The organism is Ruegeria sp. F11 (assembly GCF_056533855.1).
In genome coordinates this window covers 30,862-48,887 of the sequence record NZ_JBQFOW010000011.1, presented here as the reverse complement: position 1 = coordinate 48,887, position 18,026 = coordinate 30,862, and the positions used below count along the sequence as shown (strand labels likewise).

Below are 18,026 nucleotides of genomic sequence, written 5' to 3'. Positions count from 1 at the left end.
ATGAAGAAACTGATCGCTGCAATTGCCCTGCTGGCCGCCGCGCCCGCCTGGGCCGAGGACAGGATGACTGTCCTGCTGGACTGGTTCATCAACCCCGATCACGGCCCCATCATCGTGGCGCAGGAAAACGGCTATTTCGCCGAGCAGGGGCTTGAGGTCGAGATTGTCCCGCCCGCCGATCCCTCCGCTCCGCCGCGTCTGGTGGCCGCTGGTCAGGCCGATCTGGCCGTGTCTTACCAGCCGCAACTGCACCTGCAAATCCACGAAGGCCTGCCGCTGAAACGCGTCGGCACGCTGGTCGCGACCCCTCTGAACTGCCTGCTGGTGCTGCAGGATGGCCCGATCAAATCGCCCGCCGACCTCAAAGGCAAGAAGATCGGCTTTTCCGTCGCAGGCGTGGAAGAGGCCGTTCTGGGCACCGTTCTGGGCAAATACGGTGTGACACTGGATGAGGTTGAGATGATCAACGTGAACTTCTCGCTGTCGCCTTCGCTGATGTCCGGTCAGGTGGATGCGGTGATCGGTGCGTACCGGAACTTTGAGCTGAACCAGATGGATATCGAGGGCGTCCCCGGCACCTGTTTCTATATCGAGGAAGAAGGCGTGCCGCCCTATGACGAACTGATTTACGTCGCCAACCCCGAGACGATGGATATCGACAAGGTCACCCGCTTCCTCGCCGCGACCGAGAAGGCGACCCAATACATCGTCAACAACCCTGAAAAAAGCTGGGAGATCTTCTCGGCCACGTCTCCCGAATTGCAGGACGAACTGAACGCCCGCGCCTGGGTCGACACGCTGCCGCGCTTTGCCCTGCGCCCCGCGGGCCTTGAGGCCGGTCGCTATGCGCGGTTCGAGGCCTTCCTGAAGGACAGCGGCATGATCGACAGCATCAACCCGGTCAGCGACATCGCCATCGACGTGACCGCGCAATGAGCGGGTATGGCAAAGCCTTCGCCCTGATGCGGGATGCCGCGCAGGGCCCGTGGCGGGACTATACCCGCCACGCCTTTGTCGAAGGGTTGAAGGATGGAACGCTGCCGCGTGCGGCGTTCCTGCATTATCTGCGGCAGGATTATGTGTTCCTGATCCATTTCTCGCGCGCCTGGGCGCTGGCGGTGGTGAAATCGGAAACGCATTCCGAGATGCTGACTGCCGTGGGCACCGTGAATGCACTGGTCGCTGAGGAAATGCAGCTGCATATCGGCATTTGCGAGGCGGCAGGGATCTCGCGAGAGGACCTGTTTGCAACCCCCGAACGCGCCGAGAATCTGGCCTATACCCGCTTCGTGCTCGAGGCCGGGTACAGCGGTGATCTGCTCGACCTGCTGGCGGCGCTTGCGCCCTGCGTGATGGGCTATGGCGAGATCGGCGCGCGGTTGGCGGTTGAGGCGACCTCGGACACCTATCGCGACTGGATCAACACCTATGCCGGTGAGGATTACCAAGGCGCGTGTCAGGCGGTTGGAGAATTGCTTGATCAGGCTCTAACACGACGTATCGGGGCGGATTTCGAGACCTCACCGCGCTGGGATCGCCTGTGCCAAACCTTCCGCACCGCGACCGAGCTAGAGGTCAATTTCTGGCAAATGGGCCTGACCCCATGACCCCTGCGCCCGATCTGACCATCAGCGGCACGGCCACTATCGACGGCGCGACTTTGTTTGCACCGTTGACCCTGACCCTCGGGTCCGGGGCGTGGACTTGCCTGCTGGGCGGATCGGGCGTGGGCAAGACTACCGTTCTGCGGCTGATTGCCGGTTTGGAGACGGGGGCCAAATTCAGCGGTCAGATCAGCGCCAGCGACGGCCAGCCAGTACCCGAGCGCGTGGCCTATATGGCGCAGGACGATCTGTTGTTGCCTTGGGCGACAGTGGCGCAGAATGTCTCGCTGGGCGCGCGCTTGCGAGGTGAAACAGTCGATCTGGACCGCCGGGACCGGCTGATCGAGCGGATGCGCCTGCAGGATCACCTGACCAAGAAACCGGCTGAGCTTTCGGGGGGTCAGCGGCAACGCGTGGCCCTCGCCCGCACGCTGATGGAGGACCGCCCCATCGTTCTGCTGGATGAGCCCTTTTCAGCCCTCGACGCCCGCACCCGTGCCGACATGCAGGATCTGGCTGCCGAGGTATTGCAGGGCCGCACCGTCCTGCTGGTCACCCATGACCCAGCCGAGGCCGCGCGTCTGGGGCAGTCCATCATGGTGATGACGCAGCACGGCCTGACGCCCTGTGATCCGCCCGCAGCCCCCGCGCCGCGCCATGTGGACGATCTTGAGACGTTGGAAACGCAAGGCGCGTTGCTCAAGCTGCTGCGGGAAGCGGCATGAAAGTCCTCTCGGCCCTTGCAGCAACCGTCTTTGCACTGGCCGTCTGGCAGGCGATTGTCAGCCTGACCGGGTTGCCGAAATTCATCCTGCCCGGCCCCGCGCTGGTTGCCGAGACTTGGTGGCAGAACCGCTGGCTGATCGCCGAGCACACATGGATCACGGCGGTCGAGGTGGTCATCGGCCTGGCCGTCGGAACCGTGTTGGGCGTGGTGACGGCTTTGCAACTGGCAAATTCCCGCGCAGCGCGTGTGCTGGTGCAGCCGATGCTGGTGTTTACGCAGGCGCTGCCGGTCTTTGCTTTGGCGCCGCTGCTGACCCTGTGGCTGGGTTATGGCCTCTGGTCCAAGGTCGCTATGGCTGTTCTGATCATCTATTTCCCGATCACCTCGTCCTTCTTCGATGGGCTGATGCGAACCCCTGCGGGCTATCTGGACTTGGCCCGCACCATGCAGGCGAGCCCGCGCAGCGTTTTGTGGCATATCCGCATTCCCGCCGCTTTGCCTTCGCTTGCTTCCGGGATGCGCCTCGCGGCGGTTTATGCGCCGATTGGGGCGGTGATTGGGGAATGGGTCGGCTCTTCGCAGGGGTTGGGCTATCTGATGCTGCTGGCCAATGGTCGCGCCAAGACCGATCTGATGTTTGCCGCGATGCTGACGCTGGGCGCGTTCTCGATTGTGTTGCACATGATTATCCGCCGCGCCACAGCGCGCATGGCGGGTGAGGCGCGTTAACCACTTGGAAACCGATTCTGCGTCAGGGTAGGCCCATGACACAGGACGCCTTTGCCGAAGCCCCCATGCTGTTCGATACGGACGAAGCGCCCGCGCAGCCGCTGTCCGTTGGTCGGTTACCCTCCTACATCAAAGACCACCGCAAGCGGCTGCGCGAACGGTTCATGGCGGGCGGGTCGTCCGCGATGCCGGATTATGAGCTGTTGGAACTGGTCCTGTTCCGCTCCATCCCGCGGCAAGACGTGAAACCGCTGGCGCGCGCGTTGATGGACACGTTCGGCGACTTCAACCGCGTCCTGACCGCGCCCGAGGAGCGGCTGCGCCAGATCAAAGGCGTGGGCGATACGGTGATCACCGATCTTAAAATCCTTGAGGCTTGTGCCCATCGCATGGCCCGTGCGCGGGTGATGCAGCGGCATGTGATCTCGGGCTGGGATGCGCTGGTGGACTATTGCCACACGACAATGGCCCATCGCGAGACCGAGCAGTTCCGGGTGTTCTATCTGGATCGCAAGAACGTGCTGATCGCGGATGAGGAACAGGCCAAGGGCACTGTCGATCATGTGCCGGTCTATCCGCGCGAGGTGGCGAAACGGGCGCTGGAGCTAAACGCCTCGGCGCTGATCCTGGTGCATAACCACCCGTCGGGGGATCCGACGCCGTCGCAATCGGATATCGATATGACCAACCGGATACAGGATGCGTGCGTCGCGCTGGGCCTGACCCTGCATGATCACCTGATCATCGGGAAATCGACCGAACTGAGCTTTCGGTCGCAGGGGTATTTGTAGGGAGCGTAGCCCCCTCTTGGCCCGATGGGCCAATTCACCCCCCACCGTATTTGGAACAAGAAGAAGGGGTTATTGCATCCAGACCTCGACCCGGCGGTTGACCTTGCGGCCCCACTCGGTGTCGTCGCAGGCCATCGGCATGGCTTCGCCGAAGCCTTCCACAGTGATCTCGATGCTGTCGGAAATGTCGGTTTCGACGGCGGCCAGCACGGCATTGCGCACGGTTTGCGCCCGGCGCAGGGCGATTCTGGAATTGGCGGAGGCCGCGCCGTCGCCATCGCTGAACCCGGCAAACACCAGTTTGCGGGCGTTGATCGACCCGGTTTCGAGTGCTTGCGCCAGGTGCTGGATGTTCGACCGCGACTGCGCATCCGGGCGCGACGAGCCGGGTTCAAAACGGAACGACAGCGACAGGCGCGACATCGGTCGCAGCGTTTCGATCATGCGCTGCAGTTCTTCCAGCCCCACCTCGGCCCCGCCATTGACGATGGCGTTGGACAGGCGATTGCCCTGCAGGCCGATCCCCATCGTCTCGGGCGACTGGTCCACATAGCCCGCCTGCCGGATTGCCATCTGGGCATCGGCACTTTGGCTATAGGCCAGGAATTGCCGAGCGATCCGGGGCAGTCGCCGCGCGGGCAGGTACAGGAACATCGGCGCGGTCAGGGGGTAGTCCTCGGTCTTGATCGACTGGCGCGTTGCGGCAAGCGCGTGGCCGCAACCGCCCGTCAGCGGTAACATCCGCGCGGCATCGGCCGAAGCCTGAGAGGCGATGCCGATGGCAAACGGGTCCTTGGCCACTGCGCGGACCAGATCGCTGCTTCGGCTGTGGCGGGTCGCGGTTTCGGCCAGAGTCCCGCCTGCGGGCTCGAGAAGCTGATCGGTCACGGCTTGCGCCAGCCCCGAGCCCTGATCCGGCATGTGCAGGGCAATTTGCGCGTCGGGGCCGCCCAGCCCGGACCAGTTGGTAATCTGGCCGGACAGAACCTGCGCCAGATCCGATAGCGATATCTGCTGCAGGATGTTGTCGGGGGCCACCACAGGCACGATCGCGTCCAGCGCCACAACCCGGGATCGGCGGGCCTGTGTCAGATCGCCCAGCCCCGCGTCCTCTGCCGCGTTACGCTCAGTGTCGCGAATCTCGCGCAGGGCCATCACGATGTCGGTGGCGTTCGAGGTCAGATCGGCAAAGCCCTGATCCGTGGTGCCAACGCGAAAGAACAGCCGCGCCAGGGGGGCGGGCCGCCCGGACTTATGCAGCTCGTACATGAATGTGTCGGGGCTGACGCGTTTGGGCGTGGCGGTCAGCCCTTCGTGTCGGGCAAAGCCAACGATCAGGGCGGGCAGAACGGTTTCAGCCATGACGGACGAGCCGGAAAACCGCAGCTCAGCCACGAAATCGGTCAGGCTGGGGCAGGCGGGCCCGTCGCAGGTGACGCCCGAGCCGTCCACCGTCAACTCTCCGAATTGCGTATCGACGCGGTAGAATTCGCCGTCAAAGCTCAGGAAAGTGCCGGTGACCTCGACCTTGCCGTCATGCGAGGTCAGGGTGATGTCCTGCGCAACGGCCACAAGGGTCAATGCCAGCCAGAACACTGCAGCCATCGCAGCACGTAAAAATGTCATGAGAGTGTCGAGCCTGCCCGCGGTTTACTTTGCCGCGATTGTCAGGTCTTGGAACAGATTATTCAACACCAGAAACTCACCGGCCTGCGAACAGTCCGGCAGGGCCAGTGTCAGATCGCGTGAGCGCAGGCGGCGGTCGGCGCGCAATTCCAGCGACTGCACGTTCAGGTCGCGCCCGCAGTTGGTTTCGGTGACTTCCGCCTCGACCGTCAGAGCGATCGAGCCGGACTGGTCCGACTGGCCTGCGGGGAAGGAATAGACCTCGATATTCTTGGCGTCGCCAAAGCCCGCGTGGCCCAGATGCACCACGGTGCCCGCGCCATTGGCCTTTTCATCGGCCCAGACATGGCCCTGCGCGCCATAGCTGGCCCCAAATTCCAGCGCGTGGATCTGCAGGTTGGTGTCGCCCTGCCATTGCAGCGCAACGCGGTCATATTGCGCGATATCGGTGACATGCGTGGTGGCGACGGTCCCGGTCTGGTCCGCTAAGGACACCAGAAAGATTGCGTATTCCGACAGGGCCGGAATGGTCAGGTTCAACGCGCCCCGGTCATCCGTCATCTGCGTGACGGTCAGGCCGCTGTGGTGAATCTCGATCCGTTCATTGCCGTGACAGGGGGCTTTGATCGCAAGGCGCGCGGTGGCGCCGGGAAGCGCGGTTGCCCTGGCGCTGAGCGCACAATTGCCGCGTTTGCGCTGGGTGCCGGGTGTGATCTGAATACTGCGGGTTTTAGGTGCAACACTGGCCGGGGTGGCATCAGCGGACGGGGAAGAGGTCAGCGCAAAGCTGTCCAGCCCCGCCAGGACCGAGGCCTGTTCGGCGGATGCAACAGAAACACCCTGCGTCGCAGCGTCAGGCTGCGCAGCGGTTCCATTCTGCATCATGTAACCAATGGCCAAAGCACAGGCGACTGTGCCGCACATGGTCACGTAGTTTCGGACTACAAACAAAACACCCTCCCCAGTTGAAGGAGCGAGTCGCACTTTCTTTAAGAATCGCGGCCAATTTGTGGCCGCGAGACGGAGTGATTGTGGTTGCAGTCAGGTGACGTTAGGTTAACCGCCCATGGCAATGCTTGAACTTCTTGCCTGATCCGCAGGGGCATTTGTCGTTGCGCGACGGGTTGCCCCAAGTCGACGGATCATCCTCGACAAAGCCGGGCAGCGCATCTCCCGAGGCTTCGGCCTCGGCCACCGCTTCGGCCCGTTCCGCGGCCTGATCGACCGCTTTTTGCGTCTGGGCCTGCTGCGCCGCCATCTGCGCCAGCATTTCCTTTTGCTCTTCCTCGGTCAGCGGGCGCACGCGGGACAATTGCTGGGTCACAGTTTCGCGCAAGGAATCCAGCATGCTTTCGAACAGTTGGAAGCTTTCGTTCTTGTATTCGTTCAGTGGATCGCGTTGGGCGTAGCCCCGGAAACCCACGACCGAGCGCAGATGTTCCAGCGTCAGCAGATGTTCGCGCCACTTGCCGTCGATGGTCTGCAGCAGCACCTGCTTTTCGATGTTGCGCATGTTCTCGGGGCCAAAGGCGACGGCCTTCTGCGCCATCATCTCATCCGCCGCCTTGACCAGACGTTCGCGCATATGCTCGTCATCGACGCCTTCTTCGGCGGCCCAGTCCTGAACCGGCGCGTCGATGGTCAGCTTGTCCTTGACCGCCTCGTGCAGGCCATCGGTATCCCACTGATCGGCATAGGATTTCGGCGGCATGTATTCGTCGATTAGGTCGTCGATCACCTGTTCGCGCATGTCCGATACGATCTCGGACAGGTCGTCCGCCGACATGATCTCGCGCCTCTGGCTGAACACCACTTTCCGCTGATCGTTCATCACGTCGTCGAATTTCAGGACGTTCTTGCGCATGTCGAAGTTGCGGCCTTCGACCTTTGATTGCGCCCGTTCTAGCGACTTGTTCACCCAGGGGTGGATGATCGCTTCGCCCTCTTTCATGCCCAGCGTGGTCAGCACCTTGTCCAGCCGTTCCGAGCCGAAGATGCGCATCAGGTCGTCTTCGAGGCTCAGGTAGAACACTGTGCGCCCCGGGTCGCCCTGACGGCCCGAGCGGCCCCGCAACTGGTTGTCGATGCGGCGGCTTTCGTGCCGTTCCGAGGCCATAACATAGAGGCCACCGGCCTCGAGCACCTTTTGCTTTTCTTCCGCATGGCGCGCCTCTTGCGCGGCGCGCAACTCGGCTGGGTCGGCCTCGGGGTTTTCGGCCAGCGCCTGCAGCACTTTCATTTCGACGTTGCCGCCCAACTGAATGTCGGTGCCGCGCCCGGCCATGTTTGTGGCGATGGTCACCGCGCCCAGACGGCCCGCATCGGCCACGATCTGCGCTTCCTGCTCGTGCTGGCGGGCGTTCAGAACGTTATGTTCGATGCCTTCTTTGGTCAGCATCTGGCTCAGCAGTTCGGATTTTTCGATCGAGGTGGTGCCCAGCAGAACCGGCTGACCGGTTTCCTGCGCCTTTTTGGTCTGTTCGATCATCGCGCCGTATTTCTCGACCGCGGTGCGATAGACCTGATCGTCCTTGTCTTCGCGGGCAATCGGTTTGTTGGTCGGAACTTCGACCACGCCGAGGCCATAGATCTCGGCAAATTCCTCAGCCTCGGTCAGGGCGGTACCGGTCATGCCGCCCAGCTTGCTGTACAGGCGGAAATAGTTCTGGAAGGTCACGCTGGCCAGCGTCACGTTTTCCGGCTGAATTTGCACGCCTTCCTTGGCCTCAATCGCCTGATGCAGACCTTCGGACAGGCGGCGGCCCGGCATCATCCGGCCGGTGAATTCGTCGATCAGGACAACGTTGCCGTCGCGGACGATATAGTCCTTGTCGCGCTGGAACAGCTTATGTGCGCGCAGGCCTTGATTGACGTGATGCACCACAGTGGTGCTTTCGGGATCATACAGCGAATGGCCTTCGGGGATCAGACCGTTGGACAGCAATTGCTGTTCAAGGAACTCGTTGCCTTCATCGGTGAAGGTCACGTTGCGCGATTTCTCGTCGATGGAATAGTGACCCTCGCCCAGCGTCGGGATCAGCGCGTCGATGGCGGTGTAAAGCTCGGACCGGTCCTGCGAGGGACCCGAGATGATCAGCGGCGTCCGCGCCTCATCAATCAGGATTGAGTCGACTTCGTCCACAATCGCGAAATTGTGGTGCTTCTGATAGACCTGCTCCAGATCGGCCTTCATGTTGTCGCGCAGGTAATCGAACCCAAGTTCGTTATTGGTGGCGTAGGTGATGTCGCATTTATAGGCGGCCATCTTCTCGGCATCCGCCTGACCGGACCAGATCACGCCGGTGGTCATGCCTACGGCCCCGAACACCTTGCCCATCCATTCCGCGTCGCGCTTGGCCAGGTATTCGTTGACGGTGACGATATGCACGCCCTTGCCGGTCAGTGCGTTCAGATAGGCCGGGAAGGTCGCGACCAGCGTCTTGCCCTCACCGGTTTTCATTTCCGAGATATTGCCCTGATGCAGGAACACGCCACCCATCAACTGCACGTCAAAGGCGCGCAGCCCCAGCGCGCGGCGGGCGCCTTCACGCACATTGGCAAACGCTTCGGGCAGCAGGGTATCCAGGTTCTCGCCATCCAGCGCCCGCTGGCGCAGTTCGGCGGTCTTTTCCACCAGCGCCTCATCCGGCATTTTCTCGAACTCGGGCTCCAGCGCGTTGATCTTTTCGATCAGGGGGCGGGTCGCCTTGATCTTGCGGTCGTTCGGTGTTCCGAACACCTTTTTGGCGAGCGTTCCGAGTCCCAGCATGTTCACTCCAGCGGATCTGTTCTTGTCTTGGTTGCGACAGGCTTGCCCACCTTGCGCGCAACCCATAGATACGGGGGGTGAAAGGCGGCCCTGTCCAAGGCTTCAAGGCGATGTAAGCGGCAGGTTCCTGAGTGTCAACGCTGCGCCCTGTCGCGGCAAAGAAATAGGATGATTCCATGCCCAAAGGCCTCACTTTTCTGCCATCGCTGGCCCTGACCGCCGTGATGGCGCTGCCGCTGGCCGCCCAGACCGCGCCCGATGCTGGTACTGTTGTCGCCCGCGTGAACGGGGAAGAGATCACATTGGGTCACATCATCGCCACCGCATCGAACCTGCCGGCGCAGTATCAGCAGCTGGAAGATGCGGTTCTGTTCGATTTCATTCTGGAACAACTGATCCAGCAGGAGTTGCTGAGCCAGCAGCAGGAGGGCCTGTCGACACGCGGCGCGCTGACGCTGGACAACGAAAAACGCTCACTTCTGGCGGTTCAGACCGTCAACACCCTGACGGCTGAGGCTGTGACGGACGAAGCGGTGCAGGCCGCCTATGACGCCCAGTTTGCCGATTTCGCGGGCGAGGATGAGTTCGACGCCAGCCATATTTTGGTCGAGAGCGAAGAAGAAGCCCAAGACATCAAGACGCAACTGGATGACGGCGCGGATTTTGCCGAATTGGCGCGCGAGAAATCTACCGGTCCTTCGGGTCCCAACGGCGGCGCGCTGGGGTGGTTCGGCAAGGGCCAGATGGTGCCGGAGTTTGAAGCGGCCGTGCTGGGGCTTGAAAAGGGTCAGGTCTCGGACCCGGTGCAGACCCAGTTCGGTTGGCACATCGTCATCCTGAATGACACCCGCAAAACCGAAGCGCCCGAGTTGGCTGAGGTGCGGGCTGAGCTGGTTCAGACCCTGCAGCAAGAGGCGGTTCAGGCCCGCATCGACGAGTTGACTCAGCAAGCGCAGATCGAACGCCCGGCTCTGGAGGGTGCAGGCCCCGAGGTCATGCGGCAACTGGACCTGATTCAGGAGTAACCCCGTGGCCACGATCACCAAGGTTTCCCCGCTGGCCCCGGCGGCTTTTCCCGAACTGCCCGCGATTGACGGCGTACGTTTCGCCACCGTCGAGGCAGGCGTGCGATATCAGGGCCGCACCGATGTCATGCTGGCCGTGCTGGACCCCGGCACCTCGGTCGCCGGGGTGTTCACCCGGTCCGCCACCCGCGCAGCCCCGGTGCTGGATTGTCAGGACAAGATCGGCGGGCCTTCGGACGGGCCTGCGGCGATCCTTGTGAACTCGGGCAACGCCAATGCGTTTACGGGCCACTACGGGCAAACCTCGGTGACCGAGCTGACGCAGGCCGTCGCCACAGCCACCGACGTTCCGGTCGAGCGTGTGTTTACCTCATCGACCGGCGTGATCGGCGAGCCGCTGCCGCATGATAAGATCGTATCGCAGCTTGAGGCGCTGAAAACAGGCCTCAGCCGCCACGCCATCGAAGACGCGGCGCGCGCCATCATGACCACGGACACCTTCCCGAAAGGGGCCTCGGCGCAGGTCGAGATTGACGGCAAAACAGTCTCTATTGCGGGGATTGCCAAGGGGTCCGGCATGATCGCGCCCGACATGGCGACGATGCTGGTCTATATCTTCACTGACGCACAGGTCGATCAATCCGCCCTGCAGTCAATGCTAAGCGCTCAGACCAACCGCACCTTCAATTGCATCACCGTGGACAGCGATACATCGACCTCGGACACGCTGCTGCTCTGCGCTACCGGAGCCTCGGGCGTCGATGTCACCGACAACGCCGCCTTTGCGGACGCTTTGGAAACGGTGATGCTGAACCTCGCGCAGCAAGTGGTGCGCGACGGTGAAGGGGCCACGAAATTCGTTGAAATTCGTGTGACCGGCGCCGCCACGGACGCCGACGCCAAAACCCACGGGCTGGCCATCGCCAACTCGCCCTTAGTCAAAACCGCTATCGCGGGCGAAGACCCCAATTGGGGCCGCATCGTCATGGCCATCGGCAAATCCGGTGCCGCCGCCGACCGCGACCGTCTGAGCATCTCTTTCGGAGACATCCTTGTGGCCGAAAAAGGCTGGGTTAGTCCCGATTACAGCGAAGAAGACGCTGCCGCCTATATGAAAGGCCAAGACTTGGTGATCGCCGTCGATCTGGGCTTGGCCGAGGGCTCCTCAACCGTCTGGACCTGCGACCTGACCCACGGCTATATCGAGATCAACGCGGATTATCGCTCGTGAAAACAGAGCAATTCCAGCAAAAGTGGAGCCCGGTTTTGCGTCCGGGATTGCGACCATGAAGACAGTCCTCGTCTCTGCCGTCGCCCTGATCGACATCGAGGGCCGCGTCCTGCTGGCCCAACGCCCCGAAGGCAAATCCATGGCCGGCCTCTGGGAATTCCCCGGCGGTAAAATCGAACCCGGCGAAACCCCCGAGGCCGCCCTGATCCGCGAACTGCACGAGGAACTGGGCATCGATACCTGGGCCTCCTGTCTCGCGCCGCTGACCTTCGCCAGCCATAGCTATGATGATTTCCACCTGCTGATGCCGCTGTTTGCGTGTCGCAAATGGGAGGGTATTCCGCAGTCGAAAGAGGGTCAGGCGCTGAAATGGGTGCGCGCGAATGACCTGCGGAACTATCCGATGCCTGCGGCGGATGTGCCGTTGATTCCGATTTTACGGGATTGGTTGTAGAGTATCGCGAGTTATCTTTGCCGGGTCTGTATGGGAATTGCACACACAACAAAACGGCGATCCGTTGCTCATATTTTGCAATCTATTCGATGTGTGCCGCCGACAGTTTGACAAACCCAACCGATTTATTGACGCCATTTCTAACATAGGCCTCGTCTGCGGTATCATAAAGCGGACTGGTCCTGGCAGCCCTTCCGTATCTAACCATTGCGTGCCGGGTTTCATCGTAGAACTTAAAATTGCTAGCGCCGCCTACGATCTGAAACAGTACAAAGCTTTCTGATGGCGTCATAATGACCTCGAAATCTTCCATCGCGATCCTGCAAGCTTCCATCTTTTCGCAAGTAAGACGAAAAGCCACTTCATCATTTTCAATTTTGACGTGTCCCTGAATCTGTACCGATGAGGCCTGCGCCCCTGATCCGATAAACACGCATACAACGGCGAAGAATGCATAGAAAATTCTGTTCATCAATTTCTCCAAAAGGCATCAAGAATTGCCTTGAATAGAGCATGCAAAACGATTGGACAGCAAAACATTTAGAACAAATCACGACAAGAATTGTGGTATTGAGGAAGATGCACTCGCGCCACTGAGCCATCCACTCATTTTGAATTACACCTTTGTTCAGTAGCGCCCGACCTCCTGTAACAATTCGTAAGAATTGAGAAAACATCAGGCAAAACTTGGCACTGATCGTGCCTTCGCCCCTTATTGGGGCATGGCGCCCGGGCGATGGCTTGGACCCGCCATTTCCGGCCCAAGGGAGGGGTCGGGTGGGGAGGAGAGAAAGATTGGCTCAGACGCAGTCGGGCGCCGACGGGATGCAGTCCCTTCCGGCGCTGTTACATCGCAATGCGACTCAGTTCGGAGATGCTCCGGCGTATCGGGAAAAGGAATTCGGGATCTGGCAGTGCTGGTCCTGGGCTGAAACGGCCAATGAAATCCGCGCAATCGCGCTTGGGTTTCTGGAACTGGGCGTCGAAAAAGGCGATCATATCGCCGTCATAGGCCGCAACCGTCCGGCCCATTACTGGTCAATGGTGGCGGCGCAGATGGTGGGCGCGGTTCCGGTGCCGCTGTATCAGGACTCGGTCGCCGAAGAGATGGCCTATGTGCTGGAACATTGCGGCGCGAAATATGTGGTCTGCGGCGATCAGGAACAGGTCGACAAGGTCATCGAGATTCAGCAGAATCTGCATCAGGTCAAGCACATCCTCTATACCGACAAGCGCGGCATGCGGAAATACGACCACAGCCAGATGAACGCGCTGGAAGACATCATGGCAGAGGGCAGCGCCGGTCACGCGCGGTTCGACACCGAGCTGGACAAGCGCATCGCGGCGATCACCTATGACGATACCTGTGTGATGCTCTATACTTCGGGCACGACGGGCAAGCCCAAGGGCGTGGTGCTGTCGAACCGCAATGTCATTGAAAGCGCTAAGAATTCGGCGGAATTCGACCACCTGACCCGGAACGAGGATATTCTATCCTACTTGCCGATGGCCTGGGTGGGGGATTTCATCTTCTCCATCGGTCAGGCCTATTGGTGCGGCTTCTGCGTGAACTGCCCAGAAAGCGCCGACACGATGATGACCGACCTGCGCGAGATCGGGCCGACCTATTTCTTTGCCCCGCCGCGCGTGTTCGAGACTCAGCTGACCAATGTGATGATCCGCATGGAGGACGCAGGTAAGCTGAAGCGCAACATGTTCCACCACTTCATGGCCCATGCCAAGAAAGTCGGAGGTCTGCTGCTGGACGGTAAGCCGGTGGGTTTTGGCGACAAGCTGAAATACGCGCTGGGCAACATGCTGGTCTACGGCCCGCTCAAGGATACGCTGGGCTATGGCCGGTTCCGCGTGGGCTATACGGCGGGGGAAGCGATCGGGCCGGAGATATTCGATTTCTATCGCTCTTTGGGCATCAACCTGAAGCAGCTTTACGGCCAGACCGAAGCGACCGTGTTCATCACTGTGCACCCCGATGGTGAGGTGCGGGCCGATACAGTCGGCGTGCCCGCGCCGGATGTGGAGTTGAAGATCGACGACACAGGTGAGATTCACTACCGATCGCCCGGTGTGTTTGTCGAGTATTACAACAACCCGGATTCCACCGCCTCGACCAAGGATTCTGAGGGCTGGGTGGCCACAGGCGATGCCGGGTTCATCGAGGAAACCTCGGGCCATCTGCGGATCATCGACCGCGCCAAGGATGTGGGCAAAATGGCGGACGGGTCGATGTTTGCGCCCAAATATGTCGAGAACAAACTGAAATTCTATCCGGATATCCTTGAGGTCGTGCTGTTCGGCAACGGCAAGGATCGCTGCGTGGCCTTCATCAATATCGACCTGACGGCGGTGGGCAACTGGGCCGAGCGTAACAATGTAGCCTATGCCTCGTATCAGGAATTAACCGCGAATCCCCGCGTGTTAGAGACAATCAAGTCGCATGTGGAAGAGGTGAACAAATCGGTTGCAGCGGATGAAATGCTGTCGGGCTGTCAGGTGCATCGCTTTGTGGTGCTGCACAAGGAACTGGACGCGGATGATGGCGAGATGACCCGGACGCGAAAGGTGCGCCGCGGCTTTGTCGAGGAGAAATTCCACGACATCATCGACGCGCTTTATGATGGGTCGCCAAGCGTCTCGACCACGACCGAGGTGACCTATGAAGACGGCCGTAAGGGTTCGATCTCGGCGACGCTTGAAATTGTCGATGCGCCGGTTGTGTCGGTTACGCCGCATAAGGTGGCGGCAGAATGAGGGCCGTCCGAGCGCCGCTCGACCTTGCGGTCATCGCCCCGCCCGCCGTCCCGTTTTTGCGTAAGTCTGGGAGAGGCTGATGCTGGATAATTCCGAAGGATATGTCACCGAAGACGGCCGAAAGATCGGCGGTGTGGTGATGGAGATGAAGAACATCACCCTGCGTTTTGGCGGTGTGGTGGCGATCAAGGATATCTCGTTCGACATTCGAGAGGGTGAGATTCGCGCCATTATCGGGCCGAACGGGGCGGGCAAGTCCTCGATGCTGAACGTGATTTCGGGGTTCTATGTCCCGCAGGAGGGTGAGGTCTGGTTTCACGGAGCCAAACGCCCGCCGATGCGGCCCTTTGAGGTGGCGCAGCAGGGCATTGCGCGGACGTTCCAGAACATCGCCCTGTTCGAGGGGATGAGCGTTCTGGACAACGTCATGACCGGGCGGCTGGGATATATGAAGACCAATATCCTGCAGCAGGCGCTGTGGAAGGGGAAGGCCGAGGCCGAAGAGACCGAGAACCGCGAGGCGGTCGAGAAGATCATTGATTTCCTTGAGATTCAGCACATCCGTAAGACCCCCGTATCGCGTCTTCCCTACGGATTGAAAAAGCGCGTCGAACTGGCCCGCGCCCTTGCGGCAGAACCCAAGCTGTTGCTGCTGGACGAGCCGATGGCGGGGATGAATGTCGAAGAAAAAGAGGACATGAGCCGCTTTATCCTCGACGTGAATGATGAGTTCGGCACCACGATTGCCCTGATCGAACACGATATGGGCGTGGTGATGGACCTGAGCGACCGGGTGGTCGTGATGGATTACGGCAAGAAGATCGGCGACGGCACACCGGACGAGGTGCGCAGCAATCAGGAAGTCATCGACGCCTATCTGGGGGTCAGCCATGACTGATATCCGGGCAGAAATCTGGGGAGGCACCAATGCCTGAACAACTCGTATTCGCGATGGAGGTCATCCTCAACGGTCTGATGGCCGGGGTGCTTTATGCGCTGGTCGCGCTGGGCTTTGTGCTGATCTACAAGGCCTCGGGGATTTTCAATTATGCACAAGGCGTTATGGCGCTTTTTGCGGCGATGACTCTGGTCGGAATCATGAAAGGTCAGGTGCCGTTTTCACATCTGATCAACGCGATTTTCGGCACGCATATCCATTATTTCGGCTGGAACGTTCCGGCGGTTCTGGCGATCATCCTGACCATGGCCGTGATGGTTCTGCTGGCCTGGGCGGTGCAGCGGTTCGTGATGCGCCATCTGGTCGGGCAAGAGCCGATCATCCTGTTCATGGCCACCATCGGTCTGGCCTATTTCCTGGAAGGCGTGGCCGACCTGATGTGGGGGTCCGAGATCAAGACGCTGGATGTGGGTCTGCCGCAGGGCATCAACCTGTGGATCGATGAAAGCACGTTCAACATCTTCGGTTACGGCTTCTTCATCGACAATCTGGACATCGTGGCGACCGTGATCGCTGCATTGCTGGTGGCGGCACTGGTGGCGTTCAGCCAGTACACCAAACAGGGCCGGGCCATGCGCGCCGTGGCCGATGACCACCAGGCGGCTTTGTCGGTCGGGATTTCGCTGAACTTCATATGGATCATGGTCTGGTCGGTGGCCGGGTTCGTCGCGCTGGTCGCGGGCATCATGTGGGGCACCAAGTCGGGTGTTCAGTTCTCGCTGTCGCTGATTGCGCTCAAGGCGTTGCCGGTGCTGATGCTGGGCGGGTTCACCTCAATCCCCGGGGCCATCGTCGGCGGTCTGATCATCGGTGTGGGCGAGAAGCTGTTCGAGTTTGCCATCGGCCCGATGGTCGGCGGCGCGACCGAGAACTGGTTTGCCTATGTGCTGGCGCTGATCTTCCTCGTGTTCCGGCCGCAGGGCCTGTTTGGGGAGAAGATCATTGAAAGGGTGTAGGGCATGACCAAGCTGCTCGCCATCATCAACGTGATCGCATGGGCGGGGTTCTGGGCTTTTGGCTATATCGCGCTCACCTCGGACGATCTGACCGAAGGCCAACTGACCATTGCCGCGATCCTGGCCTTTGCCGGGCTGATCATGGGCGTTCTGGCCTATCTGAAACTGGTGCGCGCGTCCGAGGCGACCGGATACGCCAAAGGGTCCAACCAACTGGATGCCGTTGCCCGTAATCGGGCGCAGGAAGAATGGGGAAAGTAAGACATGTTCTATCGTGAGGCCGGGGACTTCAAAGTCTCTTACGTGGATGACAGCCAGACCTTCCCGATCAAATTTGACCGGTATCGGTATTATGTGGTGCTGGCGGTGGCGTTCGGGATCATCCCCTTCATCATCAATGACTATTGGGCCAACGCGCTGCTACTGCCGTTCCTGATCTACGCCATCGCGGCGATCGGGCTGAATATTCTGGTTGGCTATTGCGGGCAGGTCAGCCTGGGGACCGGCGGGTTCATGGCAGTGGGGGCTTATGCCTGTTACAAGCTGATGACCGCCTTTCCGGATGTCAGCATGTTCATCCACATTATTCTCGCCGGAGGGATCACGGCGATTGTCGGCGTGCTGTTCGGCCTGCCGAGCTTGCGGATCAAGGGGTTCTATCTGGCGGTGGCCACGCTGGCGGCGCAGTTCTTCCTTGTGTGGCTGTTCAACCGGGTGCCGTGGTTCTACAACTATTCGGCCTCGGGCCAGATCAACGCGCCCGAGCGGGACGTGTTCGGCATCATCATCACCGGGCCCAACGCATCCGCGTGGGCCACCTATCTGTTCTGCCTGATTTTCCTGACGCTCTGCGCCGTGATCGCGCGCAACCTGACGCGCGGCACCACGGGCCGGAAATGGATGGCGATCCGCGATATGGACATCGCGGCCGAGATCATCGGGGTGAACCCGCTCAAGGCCAAGCTGACCGCCTTTGCCGTCAGTTCGTTCTTTGTCGGTGTCTCGGGGGCGCTGTTCTTTGCGGTCTATCTGGGCGCGGTCGAAGTGGGTGAGGTGTTCGGCATCCAGAAATCGTTCCTGGTGCTGTTCATGATCATCATTGGCGGGCTGGGATCGATCTTTGGTTCATTTGCCGGGGCGGCGTTTCTTGTGGCGCTGCCGGTAGTGCTGAAACTGCTGGGCGCGGATTGGCTGGGCTGGCCCACCGATATCGTGGCGCATCTGCAGTTGGTGATCGTCGGCGGGCTGATCGTCATGTTCCTGATCCTGGAACCGCACGGGCTGGCGCAGCTGTGGCGTCTCGCGAAAGAGAAACTCAGACTCTGGCCGTTCCCGCACTAGGCGGGCCGGCCCAATCAAAAAACGGGTGCAAAGCCCGAATCCAACA

The 18,026-nt window shown here is 60.6% G+C and carries 17 protein-coding genes; 13 read left to right on the top strand and 4 right to left on the bottom strand.

Going from position 1 to position 18,026, the window contains the following annotated elements; genetic code table 11:
• The 5 genes from ACR0NJ_RS15565 to radC are packed head-to-tail and all read left to right on the top strand — an operon-like array spanning position 1 to position 3,851.
• Complete coding sequence (locus ACR0NJ_RS15565) at positions 1 to 936, top strand: ABC transporter substrate-binding protein (protein WP_480818047.1); 936 nt, start codon at positions 1 to 3, stop codon at positions 934 to 936.
• Positions 933 to 1,607, top strand: a complete 675-nt coding sequence (gene tenA, locus ACR0NJ_RS15560) for a thiaminase II (protein ID WP_480818046.1) — start codon at positions 933 to 935, stop codon at positions 1,605 to 1,607. The genes ACR0NJ_RS15565 and tenA overlap by 4 nt, the downstream gene beginning before the upstream one ends.
• On the top strand, positions 1,604 to 2,329 hold the full coding sequence (locus ACR0NJ_RS15555) for an ABC transporter ATP-binding protein (RefSeq protein WP_480818045.1): 726 nt from the start codon (positions 1,604 to 1,606) through the stop codon (positions 2,327 to 2,329). Before tenA ends, ACR0NJ_RS15555 begins: the two co-directional genes overlap by 4 nt.
• Entirely contained in the window at positions 2,326 to 3,060 is a 735-nt protein-coding gene (locus ACR0NJ_RS15550; protein ID WP_480818044.1) for an ABC transporter permease, read from the top strand. Before ACR0NJ_RS15555 ends, ACR0NJ_RS15550 begins: the two co-directional genes overlap by 4 nt.
• Positions 3,061 to 3,095: 35 nt before the next feature.
• Positions 3,096 to 3,851 (top strand): RadC family protein, encoded by a 756-nt coding sequence (gene radC, locus ACR0NJ_RS15545; RefSeq protein ID WP_480818043.1) that lies wholly within the window; start codon positions 3,096 to 3,098, stop codon positions 3,849 to 3,851.
• A 69-nt stretch (positions 3,852 to 3,920) separates the two neighbouring features.
• Here radC and ACR0NJ_RS15540 read toward each other — a convergent pair whose 3' ends face one another.
• The 3 genes from ACR0NJ_RS15540 to secA all read right to left on the bottom strand — a co-directional run bounded on the left by ACR0NJ_RS15540 (position 3,921) and on the right by secA (position 9,246).
• Complete coding sequence (locus tag ACR0NJ_RS15540; protein ID WP_480818042.1) at positions 3,921 to 5,477, bottom strand: phosphate ABC transporter substrate-binding/OmpA family protein; 1,557 nt, start codon at positions 5,475 to 5,477, stop codon at positions 3,921 to 3,923.
• A gap of 24 nt (positions 5,478 to 5,501) precedes the next feature.
• Complete coding sequence (locus ACR0NJ_RS15535; protein WP_480818041.1) at positions 5,502 to 6,428, bottom strand: hypothetical protein; 927 nt, start codon at positions 6,426 to 6,428, stop codon at positions 5,502 to 5,504.
• A gap of 100 nt (positions 6,429 to 6,528) precedes the next feature.
• Positions 6,529 to 9,246, bottom strand: coding sequence for a preprotein translocase subunit SecA (gene secA / locus ACR0NJ_RS15530; protein WP_480818040.1), 2,718 nt, complete (start codon positions 9,244 to 9,246; stop codon positions 6,529 to 6,531).
• A 176-nt stretch (positions 9,247 to 9,422) separates the two neighbouring features.
• Here secA and ACR0NJ_RS15525 point away from each other — a divergent pair, with 176 nt between their 5' ends.
• From ACR0NJ_RS15525 to mutT, 3 genes are read left to right on the top strand one after another with little or no spacing between them, the layout of a single operon-like run.
• Positions 9,423 to 10,271 (top strand): peptidylprolyl isomerase, encoded by an 849-nt coding sequence (locus ACR0NJ_RS15525; RefSeq protein ID WP_480818039.1) that lies wholly within the window; start codon positions 9,423 to 9,425, stop codon positions 10,269 to 10,271.
• Between the two features lie 4 nt (positions 10,272 to 10,275).
• Complete coding sequence (gene argJ, locus ACR0NJ_RS15520; RefSeq protein ID WP_480818038.1) at positions 10,276 to 11,502, top strand: bifunctional glutamate N-acetyltransferase/amino-acid acetyltransferase ArgJ; 1,227 nt, start codon at positions 10,276 to 10,278, stop codon at positions 11,500 to 11,502.
• Positions 11,503 to 11,557: 55 nt separating this feature from the next.
• Positions 11,558 to 11,956, top strand: a complete 399-nt coding sequence (gene mutT, locus ACR0NJ_RS15515; RefSeq protein ID WP_170334201.1) for an 8-oxo-dGTP diphosphatase MutT — start codon at positions 11,558 to 11,560, stop codon at positions 11,954 to 11,956.
• A gap of 82 nt (positions 11,957 to 12,038) precedes the next feature.
• Here mutT and ACR0NJ_RS15510 read toward each other — a convergent pair whose 3' ends face one another.
• Positions 12,039 to 12,428: a hypothetical protein gene (locus ACR0NJ_RS15510; protein WP_480818037.1), complete on the bottom strand. Its 390-nt coding sequence runs from the start codon at positions 12,426 to 12,428 to the stop codon at positions 12,039 to 12,041.
• Between the two features lie 323 nt (positions 12,429 to 12,751).
• Between ACR0NJ_RS15510 and ACR0NJ_RS15505 the strand changes: the two genes are divergently transcribed.
• The 5 genes from ACR0NJ_RS15505 (at position 12,752) to ACR0NJ_RS15485 (ending at position 17,980) form a co-directional block, all read left to right on the top strand.
• A complete protein-coding gene (locus ACR0NJ_RS15505) occupies positions 12,752 to 14,725 on the top strand; it encodes an AMP-binding protein (RefSeq protein ID WP_480818036.1) in 1,974 nt (657 codons plus the stop codon).
• Between the two features lie 79 nt (positions 14,726 to 14,804).
• On the top strand, positions 14,805 to 15,623 hold the full coding sequence (locus ACR0NJ_RS15500) for an ABC transporter ATP-binding protein (protein WP_480818035.1): 819 nt from the start codon (positions 14,805 to 14,807) through the stop codon (positions 15,621 to 15,623).
• A gap of 29 nt (positions 15,624 to 15,652) precedes the next feature.
• Positions 15,653 to 16,639: a branched-chain amino acid ABC transporter permease gene (locus tag ACR0NJ_RS15495; RefSeq protein ID WP_480818034.1), complete on the top strand. Its 987-nt coding sequence runs from the start codon at positions 15,653 to 15,655 to the stop codon at positions 16,637 to 16,639.
• A 3-nt stretch (positions 16,640 to 16,642) separates the two neighbouring features.
• The gene (locus ACR0NJ_RS15490) at positions 16,643 to 16,900 is read left to right on the top strand and encodes a hypothetical protein (RefSeq protein WP_480818033.1); all 258 of its coding nucleotides are present in this window, start codon (positions 16,643 to 16,645) and stop codon (positions 16,898 to 16,900) included.
• Between the two features lie 3 nt (positions 16,901 to 16,903).
• Positions 16,904 to 17,980 carry a branched-chain amino acid ABC transporter permease gene (locus ACR0NJ_RS15485; protein WP_480818032.1) on the top strand — a complete coding sequence of 359 codons (1,077 nt, stop codon included), beginning with the start codon at positions 16,904 to 16,906 and terminating at the stop codon, positions 17,978 to 17,980.
• Positions 17,981 to 18,026: the final 46 nt, after the last annotated feature.

Coding starts and splice junctions, on each gene's coding strand:
- ACR0NJ_RS15565 (WP_480818047.1), top strand. CDS start 1: ATGAAGAAACTGATCGCTGCAATTGCCCTGCTGGCCGCCGCGCCCGCC.
- tenA (WP_480818046.1), top strand. CDS start 933: ATGAGCGGGTATGGCAAAGCCTTCGCCCTGATGCGGGATGCCGCGCAG.
- ACR0NJ_RS15555 (WP_480818045.1), top strand. CDS start 1,604: ATGACCCCTGCGCCCGATCTGACCATCAGCGGCACGGCCACTATCGAC.
- ACR0NJ_RS15550 (WP_480818044.1), top strand. CDS start 2,326: ATGAAAGTCCTCTCGGCCCTTGCAGCAACCGTCTTTGCACTGGCCGTC.
- radC (WP_480818043.1), top strand. CDS start 3,096: ATGACACAGGACGCCTTTGCCGAAGCCCCCATGCTGTTCGATACGGAC.
- ACR0NJ_RS15540 (WP_480818042.1), bottom strand. CDS start 5,477: ATGACATTTTTACGTGCTGCGATGGCTGCAGTGTTCTGGCTGGCATTG.
- secA (WP_480818040.1), bottom strand. CDS start 9,246: ATGCTGGGACTCGGAACGCTCGCCAAAAAGGTGTTCGGAACACCGAAC.
- ACR0NJ_RS15525 (WP_480818039.1), top strand. CDS start 9,423: ATGCCCAAAGGCCTCACTTTTCTGCCATCGCTGGCCCTGACCGCCGTG.
- mutT (WP_170334201.1), top strand. CDS start 11,558: ATGAAGACAGTCCTCGTCTCTGCCGTCGCCCTGATCGACATCGAGGGC.
- ACR0NJ_RS15510 (WP_480818037.1), bottom strand. CDS start 12,428: ATGAACAGAATTTTCTATGCATTCTTCGCCGTTGTATGCGTGTTTATC.
- ACR0NJ_RS15500 (WP_480818035.1), top strand. CDS start 14,805: ATGCTGGATAATTCCGAAGGATATGTCACCGAAGACGGCCGAAAGATC.
- ACR0NJ_RS15495 (WP_480818034.1), top strand. CDS start 15,653: ATGCCTGAACAACTCGTATTCGCGATGGAGGTCATCCTCAACGGTCTG.
- ACR0NJ_RS15490 (WP_480818033.1), top strand. CDS start 16,643: ATGACCAAGCTGCTCGCCATCATCAACGTGATCGCATGGGCGGGGTTC.
- ACR0NJ_RS15485 (WP_480818032.1), top strand. CDS start 16,904: ATGTTCTATCGTGAGGCCGGGGACTTCAAAGTCTCTTACGTGGATGAC.